The sequence below is a fragment of the Variovorax sp. KBS0712 genome, assembly GCF_006323185.2.
GTDB lineage: Bacteria > Pseudomonadota > Gammaproteobacteria > Burkholderiales > Burkholderiaceae_C > Variovorax > Variovorax boronicumulans.
Map to the genome: position 1 here is coordinate 435664 of NZ_VCCD02000001.1, position 16866 is coordinate 452529.

Sequence of the window (16866 nt, forward strand, 5' to 3'; positions counted from 1 at the left end):
ATGATCAAACGCTGGCCCCTCCTCGCGTCCATCTTTTCGCTCTGTGCCCTGCTGGCAGCCGGCTGTTCGACCCTCGACGAACGCCAGCGCGAATGGATCTTCCAGCCCAGCGACCGCAGCTGGGGCAATTCGGCCCAGATGACCGAAGGCATGCAGGATGTCTGGATCGACTTCCAGTCGTCCATCACCGGTGAACCGGCGCGCCTGCACGGCCTGTGGCTCGGCGGCGCCCCCGAAACCACCGAGACCCCCGTGCTGCTGTACCTGCATGGTGCGCGCTACAACGTGGCCGGCTCGGCACCGCGCATCCAGCGCATGCACGAGCTGGGCTTCTCGGTGCTGGCCATCGACTACCGCGGCTTCGGCAAGAGCTCCAAGGGCCTGCCCTCGGAAGCCTCGGCCCGCGAAGACGCCCGCGCCGCCTGGACCTGGCTGGCCGCGCGCCATCCGCGCCAGCACCGTTACATCTTCGGCCACTCGTTGGGCGGCGCCATCGGCATCGACCTGGCGGCCACGGTGAACGACGAAAGCGGCACCATCGTCGAAAGCACCTTCACCTCCATCGCCGACGTGGCCAGCAGCTTCAAGTGGGGCTGGCTGCCCTTCGGCCCGTTCATCACGCAGCGCTTCGAGGCGATTCGCACCGTCAAGGACATCGGCGCGCCGCTGCTCGTGGTGCACGGCACCGCCGACAGCCTGATCAACCCGACGCTCGGGCGCAAGCTGTACGACGCGGCCACGGTGCCCAAGATGTTCGTGCTGGTCGAGGGTGGCTCGCACCACAACACCAACTCGGTGGGCGCGACGCAGTACCGCGCCGCGCTGTCGCAGCTGTTTCGCATGAAGCCCGAGGACAGCAGCACCGTGGCGGACAGCCGGCCGCAGCCGCGGCTGGTGTCGCCGCGGCCTGCACCGCCTTCATTGCCTTCCGCGGCGCTGTCGCCGCAAGAGGTGCGGGGCGAAGCGCACACGCCGCCCGCCCCCGCCGCCATCTAGCCCGCCTTTTCAGGCGGTTCCGTTCCCGCGTCAGGCCGAGGCCAGATCGAACGGCAGGCGGCGCAAGGGCTTGCCCGTCAGCCGCGCCACGGCGTTGGCGAAGGCGGGCGCCAGCGGCGGCAGGCCGGGCTCCCCCATCCCCTTGGGCGCATCGGCACTCGGCACGATGTGCACGTCGAACTCGGGCACCTGCGTGATGCGCGCCACGGTGAAGTCGCCGTAGTTGCCCTGCTGCACGACGCCGTCCTTCAGCGTGATGGCGCTGCCCTGCAGGCAGGTCGACAGCCCCATCACCGCCGCGCCCTGCACCTGCGCTTCCACGCTGCGCGGGTTCACCGCCAGGTTGCAGTGCACGCCCGAGGTCACGCGATGCAGCACGGGCTGGCCGTCCTTCACCGACGCTTCGACCACATAGGCCACCACCGACTCGAAGGACTCGTGCACGGCCACGCCCCAGGCGCGGCCTTCGGCCAGCCTCTTCTTGCCGTAGCCGCTCTTGTCCACGGCCAGTTGCAGTGCGGCGCGGTGGCGCGGATGCTTGTCGCCGAAGAGGCTCATGCGGTAGGCCACCGGGTCCTGCTTGGTCGTGCGGGCGATCTCGTCGATGAGCGTCTCCATCACGAAGGCGGTGTGCGTGGAGCCCACGCTGCGCCACCACAGCACCGGCACGTTGACCTGCGGGTGATGCACCGTGAGGCGCATCGGCACGGGGTACGGATCGCGCATGCCCTCGACGGCGGTGGCGTCGATGCCGTCCTTGACCATGGAGCCGGCGAACACCGTGCCCGCCGTGATCGACTGGCCGACGATCACGTGGTCCCACGCCAGGATCTTGCCGCGCGCGTCGAAGCCGATGCGTGCGCGGTGCAGGTGCATGGGGCGGTAGTAGCCGCCCTTGATGTCGTCCTCGCGGCTCCACAGCAGGCGCACGGGGGCGTCCTTCAGGCCGGCGGTGCGCGCGGCCTTGGCGATCTCGCAGGCCTCGACCACGAAGTCGCTCGAGCCCACGAAGCGCCGGCCGAAACCGCCGCCCGCCATCTGCACGTTCACCTTCACCTGCGCGGGGTCGAGCTTCAGCGTGCGTGCCGCGGCCTGGCCGTCGAGGTCGGCGGACTGCGTGCCGACCCACAGCTCGGCGCGACCGTCCGACAGCTTCACGGTGCAGTTCTCCGGCTCCATGGGCGCGTGGGCCAGGTAGGGAAACACGAACTCGGCTTCGAGCTTGTGCGGCGCGCCGGCCAGCGGCGCCATGTCGGCGTCGAACTTGCGGTTGCCGGGGCGCCCGGCGAGTTCGCGGTACTGGGCCAGCTGCTTGTCGCTGTCGACCTTCTCCACCGCATCGGTGTTCCACTGCAGCTTGAGCGCGTCGCGGCCCAGCTTGGCGGGCCAGTAGCCGTCGGCCACCACGGCCACGCCCTCGGCGCCACGGTCCAGCGGAATGCGCAGCACGGCCTTCACGCCCTTGACGGCGCGCGCCGCGCTGTCGTCCACCGAGGCCAGGCGGGCGCCGAACACGGGCGGATGCGCCACCACGGCCGTGAGCTGGCCGGGCTGCTTCACGTCGATGCCGAAGTCCTGTCGCCCGCTGCTCTTGGCGCGCGCGTCCAGGCGCGTGGTCGGGCGGCCGATGATCCGGAAGTCTTTCGGGCTCTTCAGCGTCACAGTCTCGGGCACCGGCAGCGCCATGGCCGCTTCGGCCAGCTCGCCGTAGCCCGCCTTGCGCCCGCCCGGGCCGATGACCGTGCCGGCCTGCGTGCGCAGCGTGGCCACGTCGACCTTCCAGCGCTGCGCCGCCGCCGACAGCAGCATGGCCCGCGCACGCGCGCCCAGTTCGCGGTACTGCGTGTAGCTGTTCTTGATCGAGTTGGAACCGCCGGTCAGGTGCATGCCGAACAGCGGGTCGGCGTAGGCGGCATCGTTGGTGCCATTGCGGCTGCGCACCAGGGCCCAGTCGGCATCGAGCTCTTCGGCCAGGATCATCGGCAGGCCGGTCTGCACGCCCTGGCCGAACTCGAGGCGGTTGATGGTGACCGTGACCTCGCCGTTGGGCGCGATCTGCACGAAGGCCGAAGGCTGTTGCGTCGGCTTGAGTGCGCCGCTGGCCTTGGCCGGACCGTTGGCCTGCGCCATGGCCATGTGAGGGAAAGCGCCGAGCACGAGGCCGCCGGCGCCGGCCATCTTCAGGAAGCTGCGGCGCGGCAGCGTGGCGGCCGCGTCGGCGTCATCGGTCGCAGGCTGGGCCATCAGGCGCTGCAGCGCGCGCGGCAGGTCGTTGTAGTCGATGTTTGGCAGCATGTCGTCGGCTCCTTCAGGCGAGGGTCTTGGCCGCATCGGCCACGGCGGCGCGGATGCGGGCGTAGGTGCCGCAGCGGCAGATGTTGCCGGCCATGGCCGAGTCGATCTCGTCGGTGCTGGGCTGCTTGCCCTTGGGCAGCGACTGCAGGAAGGCGGTCGCGCTCATGATCTGGCCGCTCTGGCAGTAGCCGCACTGCGCGACGTCGTGCTTGACCCACGCGGCATGCACGGCCGCGCCGACGCGGTCGCTGCCGCCGGTCACGGCTTCGATGGTGGTGATCTTCTTGCCCTCGGCCGCGGCGATGGGCGTGATGCACGAGCGGATGGCCTGGCCGTCCATGTGCACGGTGCAGGCGCCGCACAGCGCCGCGCCGCAACCGAACTTGGTGCCGGTCATGCCCAGCGTGTCGCGCAGGGCCCAGAGGATGGGGGTGCCGGGGTCGGCGTCGACCGTGTGGTCACGGCCGTTGACGTGGAGCGCGCTCATGTTGGTTTTCTCCGTGGGTAGGTGGGATGGATCGGATTCACTTGGCGCCGTCGAGCACCCATTGCGCGAGCGCCTGCAGGTCCGCGTCGGGCACCTGGGCTTGCGCGGGCATGGGCATCGCGCCCCACTTGCCCGAGCTGCCAGCCTTCATGCTGGCGGCCAGTTGCGCGGCCGTGCCCTTGCCGTCGCCGTAGCGCGCGCCGATCTCTTTCCAGGAAGGGCCCACCACCTTCACGGCGGCTTGGTGGCAGGCCACGCACGCGTACTTCTGCGCCAGCGCGGTGCTGGCAAAGGCGGGCGCGGACCCGACGGCGCTCACGCCGATGGCCAGTGCGGCCACGAGCGAGGCGGTGATGCGATGCGGATGTCGTTCGTCGTGGGTCATTTCTTTTTTCATCATCGTGGAGGGGAAGCACGGTCCTCGCGCCGCGCGCGGCAGGACTTCACGGCGGCCAGTGTCCGACGAAGCGCCCACGGCCACTTGCCCAATCCGCGCGCGTTCTTGCCTGAAACAACGAGACTGCGCCAAAAACGCCAAGCGCATGAGAAGCGCCCGCTAGACTTTGCGCAAGCACCCGAAAGGATTCAGATGGAAGTGCTACAGCCGACGCAGCCAGACGATTCGGCCGTCCTCGGTGCCCTGGCCACGGCCGTCGGGCGCATTGCCCGAAACGACGGCGACCACGCCACCGCCATTCCCGAGCTCTCGCTGCACCGCCGCAGCGCCGCGACCGAGCCCGTGCATTGCATCTACGGCTTCGGCCTGGGCATCACCGTCGGCGGACAGAAGCGGGCGGCGCTCGGCGACGAGATCTATGAATACGGCGCCGGCCAGTCGCTGCTGATCACGGCCGATCTGCCCGTGGTGGCGCACGTCACCCGCGCCAGCGCGGCGCAGCCCTTCCTGGGCCTCATGATCCGGCTCGATCCGCGCGCCATCGTGCAGGTCGCGACCGAGATGGCGCTGCCGCCGCCGTCCAGGGAGCCCCACAACCAGCGCGCCCTGTCGCTGGGCGCACTCGACCCGACGCTGCTGGGCACCGTCACGCGGCTCGTCGAGCTGCTGGCCGAGCCCCGGCTCGTGCCCCAGCTCGCGCCGCTGCTGCAAAAGGAAATCGTCGTGCGCCTGCTCGCCGGACGCCACGGCCCGCAGCTGCAGCGCCTCATGACCGTCGGCTCGCCCAGCCAGCAGGTGGCGCAGAGCCTGGCGTGGCTCAAGATGAATTTCAGGAAGCCCGTGCAGGCGGACGAACTGGCCGCGTCCGCGCACATGAGCCCGTCGACCTACCGCCAGCACTTCCGCGCCGTGACCGGCATGAGCCCGATGCAGTACCTGAAGCAGCTGCGCCTGCAGGAAGCGCGGCAGCTGATGCTGAACCAGAACATCGATGCCGGCACCGCCGGCGTGCGCGTGGGCTACGAAAGCGCCTCGCAGTTCAGCCGCGAGTACGCGCGCCTGTTCGGTGCGCCGCCGCTGCGCGACATCCGCCGGATGCGCGACGCGACCGTCGTCGCCTGAGCACTGCGTCGCAGGCAAGCCCCGCGCAGCCGTCCGGCGCGCGTCATTTGCTACCCTCGACGCATGCCCCCCGCTTCCCCTGTTCCCCCGCGCTACATCGCGCTCGCCGGCCCCACCGCGTCCGGCAAGACCGCCGTCGCCCTGGCCGTGGCCCGGCTGCAGCCGGTCGAGATCGTCAGCGTCGACTCGGCGCTGGTCTACCGCGGCATGGACATCGGCACCGCCAAGCCCACCGCCGCCGAGCAGGCCGCCGTGCCGCACCACCTGATCGACATCCTCGATGCGCGCGACAGCTACAGCGCCGCCGCCTTCGTGGCCGACGCCACGCGGCTCATCGACGCCATCCGCGCGCGCGGCGCGCTGCCGCTGCTCGTGGGCGGCACCATGCTGTACTTCAAGGCGCTGTTCGACGGCATCGACGCCATGCCCGCCGCCGACCCCGCCGTGCGCGCGCGCCTAGACGCCGAAGCCGCCGCGCTCGGCTGGCCCGCCATGCATGCGCGGCTGGCGCAGGTCGACCCCGTCACCGCCGCGCGGCTCGCACCGCAGGACAGCCAGCGCATCCAGCGCGCGCTCGAGGTGTGGGAAAGCAGCGGCCAGCCGCTGTCGAGCTTTCATGCGAGCGACACCAAGGCCGCCAAGGCCGTCGACGGCGGCGTGCTCGTGTCGCTCGAACCCGAAGACCGCGCCTGGCTGCACGGGCGCATCGCCGAACGCTTCGACGCCATGCTCGCGGCCGGTTTTCTCGACGAGGTGAAGGCGCTGCGCGCGCGCGGCGACCTGTCGCCCGACCTGCCCTCGATGCGCTGCGTCGGCTACCGCCAGGCCTGGGAGATGTTCGACGCCTGCGGCGACGCACAGCCCGATGCCAAGGCGATGGGCGAACTGCGCGAGCGCGGCATCGCCGCCACGCGCCAGCTCGCCAAGCGGCAGATCACCTGGCTGCGCAGCATGCCGCAGCGCACCGTGATCGCCTGCGATGCGCCCGACGCGGTGCAGGCCGCCGTGCGGCACATCGCGCAGATCGCTGGTTCAGTGACGCCCGCATGACGCTGCACCTCTCCAACCTCGGCAAGCACTACGGCGACGCGCCCGTCTTCGAACACGTGAGCCTGCAGGTCGCGCCCGGCGAGTTCGTCGCCATCGTCGGCGAATCGGGCGTGGGCAAGTCGACCTTGCTCAACTGCATGGCCGGCCTCGACAGCTGGGACGAAGGCAGCGTGTCGCACGACGGCACCGACATCGGCGCGCTCGACGGCGAGGCCCGCGCGCTGTGGCGGCGCCAGCACGTGGGCTTCGTGTTCCAGGCCTTCCACGTGCTGCCGCACCTCGACGTGGCGCAGAACGTGTCGCTGCCGCTGATGCTGCTGGGCCGCCCGCGCGAAGACGCGCGCGTGGCCCACATGCTCGAAGCCGTCGGCCTGCCCGGCATGGGCGCGCGGCTGCCGCAGACGCTCTCAGGCGGCCAGCTGCAGCGCGTGGCCATCGCCCGCGCGCTGGTGCACCGGCCCGCGCTGCTGCTGGCCGACGAACCCACCGGCAACCTCGACCCGTCCACCGCCGCGAAGGTGATGGACCTGCTGATCGGCCAGACGCGCGAGCACGGCGCCTCGCTGGTGCTGGTCACGCACTCGGAGAGCGCGGCGGCGCGCGCGGACCGGTTGCTGCACCTGACGGCGAGCGGTATCCGGGCCTGAAGAGAATCAGCCGATCAGCGACGCGTAGCGCGACAGGTCGACGTTCCCGCCGCTGATCACGATGCCCACGCGCTGGCCTTCGATCGCCTTCGCAGCGGCGATGGCGCCCGCGAACGCGAGGCATCCCGTCGGCTCCACCACCATCTTCATGCGCTCGGCGAAGAAGCGCATTGCCTCGACGAGCTGCTCATCGGTCACCGTGAAGATGTCATCGACATCGCGTTGGATGATCCCGAAGGTGTACTCGCCCAGGTGCTGCGTCTGCGCACCGTCGGCGATGGTCTTGGGCGTGTCGATGTGCACGATCTTCCCGGCGCGCAGCGACTGCTGGCCGTCGTTGCCGGCCTCGGGCTCCACGCCGTAGACCTTGCAGGCGGGCGACAGCGCACGCGCCGACAGCGCCGAGCCCGACAGCAACCCGCCGCCGCCGAGGCACACGAAGAGGTGATCGAGCGGGCCGGTCTCTTCGATGAGTTCCTTCACCGCCGTGCCCTGCCCCGTCAGCACATCGGGGTGGTCGTAGGGCGGAATCATCGTCATGCCGCGCTCCTGCGCGAGCCTCTTCGTCAGCGCCTCGCGGTCTTCGGTGAAGCGGTCGTACATCACCACTTCGGCGCCATAGCCCTTGGTGGCCGCGACCTTGGCGGCGGGCGCGTCCTTGGGCATGACGATCACGGCCGGCATCGACAGCAGCCGCGCCGACAGCGCGATGGCCTGCGCATGGTTGCCCGACGAGAAGGCGATGACGCCGCCCGTGCGCTGCGCGGCGTCGAACTTCGACAGCGCATTGAACGCACCGCGGAACTTGAACGCGCCCATGCGCTGGAAGTTCTCGCACTTGAAGAAGAACTGCGCGCCCCAACGCGCGTTGGCGGTGGTCGATTGCAGCACCGGCGTGCGGTGGGCATGGCCTTCGAGCCGCGCGGCCGCGGCGATGACGTCGTCGTAGGTAGGGAGTTGCATGGGTCGAGCTTAGCGGCGGCGTGCCGTTTTTTGCAGCCCCGATGGGTAAAAACCCGGGGATGCGCCCCGGCGCCGAAGTCCGTACTCTGTATACAGAGTTCAGAAAAGGCCCACCATGCCCGCCCAGTTGCTCAGCATCGAAGTCGCTCCCGACCTCGTCGACCAGGTCTACCGCGCCCTGCTCGGCGCCATCAGCAGCGGCGCGCTCGCGCCGGGCGAGCGGCTCACGCAGGAGGACATCGCGGCGCGGCTCGCGGTGTCGCGCCAGCCGGTGCTGCAGGCGCTGCGGCTGCTCAAGAAGGACGGCTTCGTGCAGGACGCGCCCGGGCGCGGCGTGCTGGTGGCGCCGCTGGAGGCCGAGGCGATGCGCAAGGTCTACCAGGTGCGCGGCGCGCTCGACGTGCTGGCCGCGCGGCTGGCGGCGCAGCAGCGCTTTCGCATCGACCCCAAGCTCATCGAGCGCGGCCGGCGCGCGGCGCGCGGGCGCAATGTCGAAGCCATGATCGATGCCGACGTGGCCTTTCACCAGGCCATCTACGCCGCCTCGGGCAACCCGCTGATCGGCCAGAGCGCCGACCCGCACTGGCGCCACCTGCGCCGCGCGATGGGCGCGGTGCTGCAGGCCGAGCCGCAGCGCGAGTCGCTGTGGGACGAACACGAAGCCATTGCCGACGCCATTGCCGCCGGCGACGTCGAACGCGCCGCGCGCCTGAGCGACGAGCACGTCTCGCGCGCCAGCGACGCGCTGGCCGAGCGGCTCGCGCAGCAGCTGGCACGCACGGCATCCTCATCTGGAATCCCCACCAAAAAAGGAGACAAGGCATGAAGCTGACCCCCGAGCAACGCGCGCAGTTCGAGCGCGAGGGCTACCTGTTCTTCCCCGGCCACTTCTCGCCCGAAGAGACGAAGGTGCTGACCGAGGCGGTGCCCGACCTGTACAGCAAGCGCGCGGCCTTCAACGTGCGCGAGAAGGGCTCCGACGCCGTGCGCACGAACTTCGCGGCGCACCTCATCAGCGAGCCCTTCGCGCGACTGGCGCGCCACCCGCGCATGGTCGAGCCGGTGATGGACCTGTTCGACGAAGCGGTCTACATGCACCAGTTCAAGATCAACGGCAAGATGGCCTTCGAGGGCGACGTGTGGCAGTGGCACCAGGACTACGGCACCTGGCTCAACGACGACCTGATGCCCACCGAGCGCGCGATGAACGTGGCCATCTTTCTCGATGAAGTGACCGAGCACAACGGCCCGCTGATGTTCATTCCGGGCAGCCACCGCAAGGGCGTGGTCGATGCGAAGCATGACCTCACGACCACCAGCTACCCGCTGTGGACGGTCGACAACGACCTGATCCGCCAGCTGGTCGACCGCGCGGGCGGCAAGCAGGGCGGCATCGTCTCGCCCAAGGGGCCGGCCGGTTCGATGATCCTGTTCCACAGCTGCCTCGTGCATGCCTCGGGCAGCAACCTCTCGCCCTTCAACCGCGTGGCGGTGTACCTGAGCCTGTGCGCGGTCAGCAACCACATCCGCCGCCACCAGCGGCCCGAGTACATCGCGCACCGCGACTTCACGCCCATCGAGGTGCTGCCCGACGACTGCCTGCTGACGCCCTACCCCGTCGAGGTGCCGTGGAAAGACGGCCTGCCCGAAAGCGCGCTGCGCACCTCGCCCGACGTCATCGAAACCGTGGAAGCCTGACCGCCATGAGCCTGCACACCCGCCTGCAACAACGCGCCGCCGAAGGCCGCCCCATCCGCATCGGCCTGATCGGCGCCGGCAAGTTCGGCGCCATGTACCTGGCGCAGATTCCGCGCACGCCCGGCGTGCAGCTGGTCGCCATTGCCGACCTCACGCCCGCCGCCGCGCGCGTCAACCTGGAGCGCGTGGGCTGGCAGGCCGAGCGCAGCAACGCCGGCTCGGTGCAGGAGGCGCTGAAGACCGGCGCCACCTGGATCACCGACGACTGGCAGGCCGTGACGCGCGAGCCGAGCATCGACATCGTGGTGGAGTGCACCGGCAACCCGATTGCCGCGGTCGACCACTGCCTGGACGCCTTTGCCCACGGCAAGCACGTGGTCAACGTGACGGTCGAGGCCGACGCCTTCTGCGGCCCGCTGCTCGCGCACAAGGCGCAGCAGGCCGGCGTGGTGTATTCGCTGGCCTTCGGCGACCAGCCCGCGCTGATCTGCGATCTGGTCGACTGGGCCCGCACCTGCGGCTTTCCGGTGGTGGCGGCCGGGCGCGGCCACAAGTGGCTGCCGCACTTCACCGAATCGACGCCCGAGACCGTGTGGGGCAACTACGGCCTCACGCCCGAGCAGGCGAAACGCGGCGGGCTCAACCCGAAGATGTTCAACAGTTTTCTCGACGGCTCCAAGCCGTCGATCGAAAGCTCGGCCGTGGCCAACGCCACCGGCCTGGGCGTGCCCTCCGACGGCCTGCTCTATCCGCCCGCGAGCGTGGAAGACATTCCCTTCGTCACGCGTCCGAAGAGCGAAGGCGGCGTGCTGGAGCGCAAGGGCATGGTCGAGGTGATCTCGTCGCTCGAGGCCGACGGCCGCAAGATCCCGTACGACATCCGCATGGGCGTGTGGGTCACGGTCGAGGCCGAGACCGACTACATCAAGAACTGCTTCGAGGAATACAACGCCCACACCGACCCGAGCGGGCGCTACTTCACGCTGTACAAGCGCTGGCACCTGATCGGGCTCGAGGTGGGCATGTCGGTCGCCAGCGTGGCGCTGCGCGGCGAGCCCACCGGCGTGGCCACCGGCTGGAACGCCGACGTGGTCGCCACCGCCAAGCGCGACCTCGCGGCGGGCGAGATGCTCGACGGCGAAGGCGGCTACACCGTCTGGGGCAAGCTGCTGCCGGCCGAGCGCTCGCTGCGCCTGGGCGGCCTGCCGCTCGGGCTGGCGCACAACGTCAAGCTCGTGCGCCCCGTCAAGAAGGGCCAGAGCCTGAGCTGGGCCGACGTGGCGATGGACACCAGCACCGCCGCCTACCGGCTGCGCCAGGAAATGGAAACGCTGTTCACGCCCGCGGTGCGCGCCCACGCGGCCTGAGCGCGGGGCCTGGCGCCCACGTTGCGCCAAAGAGCGAACAGGACAAGAATCTTCTGCTCGGCACCGGTCCGGTGTCGAAATGACCGGCTGCGGGCCGTCATTGTGGTGAGCGCTCTTGCTCGTCAAGCTTTTCCTCACGGAGAAACACCATGCAGTACATGTTGATGTTCTACCAACCCGCAGCCGAATTCGAACAACGCAACGACGCCTCGTCGCAGGCCTACCGCGCCAGCTGGGTCGCGTACGCCGACGCGGTGCGCCAGTCGGGCATTTCGCTCGGCGGCCACGGCCTGCTGCCGCCCATGACCGGCACCACGCTGCGCGTGCGCGGCGACAAGCGCCAGGTGCAGGACGGCCCCTTCGCCGACACCAAGGAGCAGCTCGGCGGCTACTTCGTGGTCGACGTGCCCGACCTCGACGCCGCGCTCGAATGGGCCGCGCGTGCGCCCTGCGCCGCCAGCGGCGGCGTCGAAGTGTGGCCGGTCTTCACCGCCACCGCAGCGGCGGGCACGAGCCAGACGTGACCACTCCGGCGGCACATCACGCCGCCGAACGCGCGGCACGCGAGTCGTACGGGCGGCTGCTGGCCATCCTGTCCGCCCGCACGCACGACATCGCGGCCTCCGAAGACGCCCTGGCCGACGCCTTCGCCCGCGCGCTCGAGCGCTGGCCCGCCGACGGCGTGCCGGTGCAGCCCGACGCCTGGCTGCTGAGCGTCGCGCGGCACCGCAAGCTCGACGCCTGGCGCCACAGCCGCGTGCAGGACGACGCCACGCAGACCCTGCTGCTGCTCGCCGGCGAGATGGACGAGGCCGACCCCGATGCCGCCACCGTGCCCGACGAGCGCCTGCGCCTGCTGTTCGTCTGCGCGCACCCGGCCATCGACGCCGCCGCGCGCGCGCCGCTCATGCTGCAGACCGTGCTCGGGCTCGATGCCGCGCGCATGGCCGGCGCCTTCCTCACCTCGCCGTCCGCGCTGGGCCAGCGGCTGGTGCGCGCCAAGGCCCGCATCCGCGCGGCCGGCATCCCCTTCGAATACCCGCAGGCGCGCGACCTGCCGCACCGGCTGCGCGACGTGCTCGACGGCATCTACGCCGCCTACGGCACCGGCTGGGACGACGTCGACGGCGCCGACGCCCTGCCGCGCGGCCTGACGACCGAGGCCATCGACCTGGGCCGCATCCTGTGCCGCCTGCTGCCTGCCGAGCCCGAGCCGCTGGGCCTGCTGGCGCTGATGCTGTTCTGCGAGGCGCGCACCGCGGCGCGCCGCACCGAGGCCGGCGCCTACGTGCCGCTCGACCAGCAGGACATCACGCGCTGGGACCACGCGCTGCTGGCCGAGGCCGAGCACCATCTGCGCATCGCGTCGGCCATGCAGTCGCTCGGGCCCTACCAGCTCGAGGCCGCGATCCAGTCGGCCCACTGCGAGCGCCGCGCCGGCGCACCCGTGCCGCCCGAGGTGCTGGTGTCGCTGTACGAAGGCCTGCTCGCGCTGCGGCCCAGCATCGGCGCGCAGGTCAGCCTGGCGTGTGCGCTGGCGAATGCGCGCGGGCCCGAAACCGGGCTGCGCGCGCTCGATGCCATTCCGTCGGACGAGGTGGCGAGCTACCAGCCGTTCTGGGCGGCGCGTGCGCACCTGCTCGCGGCCGGTGGCGCGCGGGTTGCGGCGCGGCAGGCGTATGACCGGGCGATCGGGTTGAGCAGCAATGGGGCGGTGCGGGCGTACCTGCACGCGATGTCGGAACGGGCCTGAGGCGCTCAGTCCTGCGGCACAGCAACCCCGACCCGCCGCCCTTCAAGCCGGCTGCCACCCTGCGTCAGCGTGACGCCGATCACCTCGCCGCCATCCCCACGCCGGAACACGAACTGCGCACCGATGGCCGTCACCGCAAAACGATCCGGCCCGGTGGGCGTGAGAAGGTTGTAGCCCTTGCCCGACTCACGCGCCAGCAAACGCCCATCGCGCACGGTGAAGCCCAGCACCTGCGCCTTGCCGACGCGGAACTCGCCCGCGTAGTCGGCCAGGCGCTTCGGATCGATCGGCACTTCGGTCGTCGGCACCGGGTAGCGGCTCTTGCCGATGGCGAGCATCACGGGCTGCAGCGGCGCGCGCTGGTTGCTGGCGAGCACGATGAGCGCCTCGCCGGTGTCGGGCGCCAGCAGCCAGAGCGTGCGGTAGCCCTCGGTGACGCCCGCGTGGTAGTAGGTGCGCCGGCCGGTCTCGGGGCCGCGCACCATCACGGCATAACCGATCTCGGCGCCCTCGTAGCGCGCGAGCGGCGTGAGCAGCCGCGCGGCGGCCGGGCCCAGCGGGCCGTGCGCGCCCGCGAGGATGGCGCGGCTGAAGGCCAGCATGTCGGCGGCGGTCGAGCGCAGCGCGCTGGCGGGCGCGTAGGCATGCATGTCGAAGCGGCGCTGGCGCTGGTCGCCCGCGAACGGCGGCGCCATGCGCGAGGCCTTGTCGCCGAGCGGGATCACGGTATCGTTCATGCCCAGCGGTTCGGTGATGCGCGCACGCACCAGCTCGCCCCACGAGGTGCCGTAGCGCAGCGCCAGCAGCTGCCCGAGCAGCGCCATGCCGAAGTTGCTGTAGCGCGCCTCGCACGGCGGCGCGGCGGCCGTGAGGTGGATGCGCGCGAGCGCGGCCCAGAACATCGGCAGGTCGAAGCTGCGGAACTGCTCGGCCAGCGCGGCCCCGCCGGTCACGCCGTCGGCCATCACGGGCAGGCAACCGGTGTGGGTGACGAGCTGCCGCAGCGTGATCGACGCCACGGCGGGCGGCACGCCCTCGGCATGGCCGGCGAGCAGCTTGCCCACGCTGTCTTCGAGCGCCACGTCGCCGCGCTCCACGGCCTGCGCCAGCAACAGGCCGGTGAAGACCTTGGTGACGGAGCCGATCTCGAACATCGGCTGCTCCGCGCTGGCGGGCGCAATGGCACGCGCCACCAGCGGCTCGGGGTTGTGGGCGATGCCGTAGGCGGCCTTGTCGCCGCGCAGCACGCCGACCACCAGCGTGCCGCGCTCGGCGCCGAGCGCGGTGCGGGCCAGCACGGCGGGGTCGCTGGCGAGCGAGAGCGGTGCGGACGGTGGTGCGAGTTGCGCACTCGCCGCGCCCGCCAGCCAGGGCACGAGAAGCCAGGGCGCCAGCCAGCGGCGGCACCAGGCGGAGGGCAGAAGCCGCATCGTCGGAATCCTCGGGCGTGAAGTCGTCATCGTCGAAAGAGCCGCCATCCTGCCACGGCGGCCACAATGACCCCATGCGTGCATTGCTTTCGACTTTCTCCTGGCAGGAACTGCGCCACCACCCCTGGCGCAACGCGGCGGCCGTGCTGGCCGTGATGCTGGGCGTGGCGCTGGCGTTTTCGGTGCAGCTCATCAACGCCTCGGCGCTCGACGAGTTCTCCAGCGCGGTGCGCTCGGTGAACGGCCAGCCAGACCTCGAAGTGCGCGCCGCACAAGGCAGCTTCGACGAGGCCGTGTTCGGCCGGCTCGCGCGCCGGCCCGAGGTGACGCTGGCGAGCCCGGTGCTCGAGTTCCAGGGCCTTGCGCTGAGCGGCGACGGACGCCAGGTGCCGCTGCGCGTGATCGGCGTCGATGCGCTCGCGCTGCCCACCATCGCGCCCGCGCTGATGCCGCAGTCGGCCGCCGGGGCCGACCGCTTCGCGCTGTTCGCGCCCGGCCACGTGTTCCTCAACGCGGCGGCGCGCCAGGCATTGCAGCTGCCACTGCAGCCCGCGACCGGCGAAAGCCTGCAGCTGCGCAGCGGCGCCGCGTGGCAGCGCCTTTCGGTGTCGGGCCATGTGACGGCCGGCGGCGCGGCGCTGGCGGTGATGGACATCGCGGTCGCGCAGGAGCTGTTCGGCCCGCTCGGCCAGTTGAGCCGCATCGACCTGCGGCTGGCGCCAGGCACCGACCGCGCGGCCTTTGTGGCCACGCTCGAGAAGTCGCCCGACTGGCCCGCAGGCCTGAAGTTCGCCGAGCCGGGCGATGCGGCCGAGCGCGTGAGCAACCTGTCGCGCGCCTACCGCGTCAACCTCACGGTGCTGGCGCTGGTGGCGCTGTTCACGGGCGCGTTCCTGGTGTTCTCGGTGCTCGCGCTCAGCGTGGCCAAGCGCGCGCAGCAGTTCGCGCTGCTCGGCGTGCTGGGCCTCACGCCGCGCGGACGGCTGCGGCTGGTGCTGGCCGAATCGCTGGTGCTCGGGATCATCGGCAGCGCGGCCGGCCTGGCGCTGGGCACCGCGCTCGCGGCCTTCGCGCTGCGCGTGCTGGGCGGTGACCTCGGCGGCGGCTACTTCGAAGGCGTGGCGCCCCGGCTGCACTGGAGCAGTGGCGCCGCGCTGCTGTACGGCGGGCTCGGCGTGGTGGCCGCGCTGGTGGGCGGCTGGTGGCCCGCGCGCGCCGCGCAGGCGCTGCCCGAGGCGCAGACGCTCAAGGGCCTGGGAGCGGCGCCCGCGCAGGGCCGCCACCACTGGCTCGCGCTCGGCCTCATCGGCGCGGGCGCGGCGCTGGCCAATCTGCCGGCCATCGGCGGCATTCCGGTGGCGGCGTACCTGTCGGTGGCCTGCCTGCTGGTGGGCGGCATCACCGCCCTGCCCTGGCTGATCGCGCTGCTGTACGACCGCGTGGCGCCGGCGTTTGCGCGGCGCGTGCTGCCGATGCTCGCCGTCGAGCGCGCGCGGCGCATGCGCGGCACGGCGGCCGTGGCGGTGAGCGGCGTGGTCGCGAGCCTGAGCCTGGCGGTGGCGCTCACGGTGATGGTCGCGAGCTTTCGCGAGTCGGTCACGCACTGGCTCGACGTCGTGCTGCCGGCCGACCTGTACGTGCGCGCCACCTCGGGCGGGCGCGGCAGCGGCAACAGCGGCGGCACCAGCAGCACCGACACCGCGACCTTCGCGCCGGCCTTCGTGCAGGCGCTGGCGCAACTGCCCGGCGTGGCGCGCACCGGCACGCTGCGCACGCAGTCGCTGCAACTCGACCCCGCGCAGCCCGCCGTGACGCTGATCGCGCGCAGCCTCGAAGGCGGCGTGGTGCGCGGCCTGCCGCTGGTGGGCGAGGCGCTGCCGGTGCCGCCCGGGCAGACCGGCATCTACGTGAGCGAGCCGATGGTCGAGCTGTACGGCGCGAAGCCGGGCAGCGCGTTCGCGCCGCTGTCCGATGCGATGCGCACGGCGAAGCCGCAGGTGTTCTTCGTGGCCGGCGTGTGGCGCGACTACGCGCGGCAGTTCGGCGCCATCGCGATGGACGCGCGCGACTTCGAGCGCATCACCGGCGAGCACGACGTGAGCGACGTCGCACTGTGGCTCGCGCCCGGTGCGTCCGAGGCCGAGGTGCAGGCGGCTGTGCGCGCACTCGCATCGCGCACCTCACGCGACGGCGCGGTCGAGCTGGCTTCGGTCGGCCAGATCCGCGCCACCTCGCTGCGCATCTTCGACCGCAGCTTCGCCGTCACCTACTGGCTGCAGGCCGTGGCCATCGCCATCGGCCTGTTCGGCATCGCGGCCAGCTTCAGCGCGCAGGTGCTGGCGCGGCGCAAGGAGTTCGGCCTGCTCGCGCACCTGGGCTTCACGCGGCGGCAGGTGCTGGCCGTGGTGGCCGGCGAAGGCGCGGCCTGGACGGCCATCGGTGCGGTGGCCGGGCTGCTGCTCGGGCTGGCCGTGTCGGTGGTGCTGGTGAAGGTGGTGAACCCGCAGAGCTTCCACTGGAGCATGGACCTGCTGGTGCCCTGGGTGCGGCTGCTGGCGCTGTGCGCGGCCGTGGTGGCGGCCGGCACGTTCACGGCGTGGATGGCGGGGCGCGCCGCCGCGGGGCGCGATGTGGTGCTGGCGGTGAAAGAGGACTGGTAGC

General features: G+C 71.5%; 15 protein-coding genes. 10 read left to right on the forward strand and 5 right to left on the reverse strand.

Going from position 1 to position 16866, the window contains the following annotated elements:
• The gene (locus tag FFI97_RS01960) at positions 1 to 996 is read left to right on the forward strand and encodes an alpha/beta hydrolase (protein ID WP_174254354.1); all 996 of its coding nucleotides are present in this window, start codon (positions 1 to 3) and stop codon (positions 994 to 996) included.
• Positions 997 to 1026: 30 nt separating this feature from the next.
• On the opposite strand, the gene FFI97_RS01965 is transcribed toward FFI97_RS01960, so the two are convergent.
• Genes FFI97_RS01965 through FFI97_RS01975 form a run of 3 tightly spaced genes read right to left on the reverse strand, consistent with a single transcriptional unit; the run spans position 1027 to position 4163 of the window.
• Entirely contained in the window at positions 1027 to 3291 is a 2265-nt protein-coding gene (locus tag FFI97_RS01965; RefSeq protein ID WP_139699911.1) for a xanthine dehydrogenase family protein molybdopterin-binding subunit, read from the reverse strand.
• Positions 3292 to 3304: 13 nt separating this feature from the next.
• A complete protein-coding gene (locus tag FFI97_RS01970; RefSeq protein ID WP_062478499.1) occupies positions 3305 to 3778 on the reverse strand; it encodes a (2Fe-2S)-binding protein in 474 nt (157 codons plus the stop codon).
• A gap of 37 nt (positions 3779 to 3815) precedes the next feature.
• Positions 3816 to 4163, reverse strand: coding sequence for a c-type cytochrome (locus FFI97_RS01975; RefSeq protein ID WP_260684881.1), 348 nt, complete (start codon positions 4161 to 4163; stop codon positions 3816 to 3818).
• Positions 4164 to 4367: 204 nt separating this feature from the next.
• Here FFI97_RS01975 and FFI97_RS01980 point away from each other — a divergent pair, with 204 nt between their 5' ends.
• From FFI97_RS01980 to FFI97_RS01990, 3 genes are all read left to right on the forward strand, one after another.
• Positions 4368 to 5297, forward strand: coding sequence for an AraC family transcriptional regulator (locus FFI97_RS01980; RefSeq protein ID WP_139699912.1), 930 nt, complete (start codon positions 4368 to 4370; stop codon positions 5295 to 5297).
• A 63-nt stretch (positions 5298 to 5360) separates the two neighbouring features.
• Complete coding sequence (miaA, locus tag FFI97_RS01985) at positions 5361 to 6347, forward strand: tRNA (adenosine(37)-N6)-dimethylallyltransferase MiaA (protein WP_139699913.1); 987 nt, start codon at positions 5361 to 5363, stop codon at positions 6345 to 6347.
• A complete protein-coding gene (locus tag FFI97_RS01990) occupies positions 6344 to 6994 on the forward strand; it encodes an ABC transporter ATP-binding protein (protein WP_062478488.1) in 651 nt (216 codons plus the stop codon). Before miaA ends, FFI97_RS01990 begins: the two co-directional genes overlap by 4 nt.
• Before the next feature lie 6 nt (positions 6995 to 7000).
• Here the strand turns inward: FFI97_RS01990 and FFI97_RS01995 are convergent, their stop codons facing one another.
• Complete coding sequence (locus tag FFI97_RS01995) at positions 7001 to 7957, reverse strand: threo-3-hydroxy-L-aspartate ammonia-lyase (RefSeq protein WP_139699914.1); 957 nt, start codon at positions 7955 to 7957, stop codon at positions 7001 to 7003.
• 115 nt (positions 7958 to 8072) lie between these two features.
• Between FFI97_RS01995 and FFI97_RS02000 the strand changes: the two genes are divergently transcribed.
• The 5 genes from FFI97_RS02000 to FFI97_RS02020 all read left to right on the forward strand — a co-directional run bounded on the left by FFI97_RS02000 (position 8073) and on the right by FFI97_RS02020 (position 12775).
• Positions 8073 to 8783, forward strand: coding sequence for a GntR family transcriptional regulator (locus FFI97_RS02000; RefSeq protein WP_139699915.1), 711 nt, complete (start codon positions 8073 to 8075; stop codon positions 8781 to 8783).
• Positions 8780 to 9655, forward strand: coding sequence for a phytanoyl-CoA dioxygenase family protein (locus FFI97_RS02005; RefSeq protein ID WP_139699916.1), 876 nt, complete (start codon positions 8780 to 8782; stop codon positions 9653 to 9655). Before FFI97_RS02000 ends, FFI97_RS02005 begins: the two co-directional genes overlap by 4 nt.
• A 5-nt stretch (positions 9656 to 9660) precedes the next feature.
• The gene (locus tag FFI97_RS02010) at positions 9661 to 11022 is read left to right on the forward strand and encodes an NAD(P)H-dependent oxidoreductase (RefSeq protein ID WP_139699917.1); all 1362 of its coding nucleotides are present in this window, start codon (positions 9661 to 9663) and stop codon (positions 11020 to 11022) included.
• Positions 11023 to 11171: 149 nt separating this feature from the next.
• A complete protein-coding gene (locus tag FFI97_RS02015; RefSeq protein ID WP_144004348.1) occupies positions 11172 to 11546 on the forward strand; it encodes a YciI family protein in 375 nt (124 codons plus the stop codon).
• Positions 11543 to 12775 carry an RNA polymerase sigma factor gene (locus FFI97_RS02020; RefSeq protein ID WP_095949052.1) on the forward strand — a complete coding sequence of 411 codons (1233 nt, stop codon included), beginning with the start codon at positions 11543 to 11545 and terminating at the stop codon, positions 12773 to 12775. The genes FFI97_RS02015 and FFI97_RS02020 overlap by 4 nt, the downstream gene beginning before the upstream one ends.
• 5 nt (positions 12776 to 12780) lie before the next feature.
• On the opposite strand, the gene FFI97_RS02025 is transcribed toward FFI97_RS02020, so the two are convergent.
• Entirely contained in the window at positions 12781 to 14205 is a 1425-nt protein-coding gene (locus tag FFI97_RS02025) for a serine hydrolase domain-containing protein (RefSeq protein WP_139699919.1), read from the reverse strand.
• 74 nt (positions 14206 to 14279) lie between these two features.
• Between FFI97_RS02025 and FFI97_RS02030 the strand changes: the two genes are divergently transcribed.
• The gene (locus FFI97_RS02030) at positions 14280 to 16865 is read left to right on the forward strand and encodes an FtsX-like permease family protein (RefSeq protein ID WP_144004349.1); all 2586 of its coding nucleotides are present in this window, start codon (positions 14280 to 14282) and stop codon (positions 16863 to 16865) included.
• Position 16866: the final 1 nt, after the last annotated feature.